Annotated in this window: 1 protein-coding gene and 3 tRNA genes; 2 read left to right on the top strand and 2 right to left on the bottom strand. The window is 41.3% G+C overall.

All coding sequences use genetic code 11. From position 1 onward, the window contains the following. Positions 1-56: 56 nt before the first annotated feature. Together LJE11_RS18935 and epsC are read right to left on the bottom strand one after the other, a co-directional pair. Positions 57-127 (bottom strand) — tRNA-Gly (locus LJE11_RS18935). A 337-nt stretch (positions 128-464) separates the two neighbouring features. Then, complete coding sequence (gene epsC / locus LJE11_RS18930) at positions 465-1,391, bottom strand: serine O-acetyltransferase EpsC (RefSeq protein ID WP_008705761.1); 927 nt, start codon at positions 1,389-1,391, stop codon at positions 465-467. 202 nt (positions 1,392-1,593) lie between these two features. On the opposite strand from epsC, the gene LJE11_RS18925 reads away from it, so the two are divergent. Further along, positions 1,594-1,681 (top strand) — tRNA-Ser (locus LJE11_RS18925). Between the two features lie 110 nt (positions 1,682-1,791). Then, a tRNA-Trp gene (locus tag LJE11_RS18920) sits at positions 1,792-1,862 on the top strand. Positions 1,863-1,949: the final 87 nt, after the last annotated feature.

The following is a 1,949-nucleotide window of genomic DNA, read 5'->3' as shown; positions in this document are numbered from 1 at the left end:
CCCGCGGTCTCGACCTTGGCAAGGTCGCGCGTTACCAACTACGCCACTATCGCATAAGCGGGTGATGGGAATCGAACCCACGTATCCAGCTTGGAAGGCTGGTGTTCTACCATTGAACTACACCCGCACAGCTTGTTGTCTGTGCATCTCTGTCGCATCAACGAAGATTAGTATATATGATGAAACTGTATTTGTCAACACTAAATTTAAATTTTTTCTATTTTTTTAACAACATATACAAATCATCATCTGACAAACAATTTGTCACGCAGATAAAATCATCCGTTTCGCTGCTCAGCTCTATACCGAATAATTGCTATGCAGTTTATCAGAAGGAGCTTTCACTCCTCCTGATATAAGCAAATTTCCACCTGCTACTTATTACTTTCCACGCTGAAAGCCTGGACTTACTGTATATGATGGAACCTGTCAGGAAAACAAAATTTTACAGTGTTAACCAGAGATCAGTTCTCCCAATCCCATACATTCGTAGCTTCCACTGAACTTCTTGGTTTCTTGATCACAAGTTCAGGACTCTTCGCACTGACCTTGGTGTTTGCCGGAATAGATGCTGTAATAAAGGTATTTCCTCCGATGATCGTATTCTCTCCGATCACAGTCTCACCGCCCAGCACAGAAGAGTTAGAATAAATCGTCACATTATCTCTGATCGTCGGATGTCTCTTCACATTGGCAAGCAGCTGTCCCTGACGGGTGGAAAGAGCACCAAGTGTCACACCCTGATATAACTTCACATTCTTTCCAATCTCTGTAGTCTCACCGATTACAACACCGGTTCCATGGTCAATGAAGAAATATTCTCCGATCGTAGCACCCGGATTGATATCGATACCTGTATAACCATGTGCATATTCAGACATAATTCTTGGAATAAACGGCACATTTTCCAGATACAGAACATGTGCAAGTCTGTATACATAAATTGCATAAAATCCAGGATAAGAGAAAATGATCTCCTCTTTACTCTTGGCAGCCGGGTCACCGTCAAAACCTGCCTGCAGGTCAGTCAGCAGCATACGCTGAATTTCCGGAACATTTGCAAAAAATCGCTCTGTGATCTGCTCTGCATGTTCTTTGGCCTTCTGTTCTTCTTCACCCTGATATAAAAATGCAATCTCAATCTGCTCCTGCAAGCAGTCATACAGATCATTCAGGCGATATGCCACATAATGCTCCGGAAACACGCTGGCACTGGAATCCACACTGAAATATCCGGGAAAAATAATAGACCTCATATCTTTAATGAAGTTAATAATCTCTTTCTTATTTGGAAGACGTTCTCTGTCCTTTCCCAGAAAGAGTTCTTCTTTACGGTAAGTATCTGTCAGCTTCTCCACAGCCTCCAGAATTGTTTTCTTCTTATCTGTCATAATCGTCACCTATCTGCTTTCCTCGCAGCTGCTTATTATCCCCGGACAATAGCAATCCAGAGGGTACACAACCGCATTTTGTTATTATCTTATTACAGCAAAACCAATTCGTCAATAAAAAAAGAATTGACCTTTCCGTAGATTCCTTATATAATAAAAAACAGTTCCGGTTACACTTCAGAACTGTTTCTAATCTTAATATGGAGATGTACCCAAGAGGCTGAAGGGACCGCACTCGAAATGCGGCAGGCCGGGCAACCGGTGCGAGGGTTCAAATCCCTCCATCTCCGCTCTTTCTTTGTAAAATTCTTTATAATAAAAATGCACAATAAGCTTGACAATCGTTGCTTTTATATGTATAATTGCAACAGTAAAAGAAATTTTACAAGTTGGTTTTGATAGGGGATTGGTCAAATGGTATGATAGGGGTCTCCAAAACCTTTGGTGGGAGTTCGATTCTCTCATCCCCTGCTCTTAAAAACGCTCGAAAGCCTTGTATTTACTCAATGTCATTAACTTTAGCAAAAAGCAGAAATCGTAAGTATTTATAAAACTATG

This window comes from Blautia sp. DFI.1.216 (assembly GCF_020594215.1).
GTDB classification, from domain to species: Bacteria; Bacillota; Clostridia; order Lachnospirales; family Lachnospiraceae; genus Blautia_A; species Blautia_A wexlerae.
The sequence above is the reverse complement of the archived record's forward strand: the minus strand, read 5'-3'. Positions and strand labels throughout refer to the sequence as shown.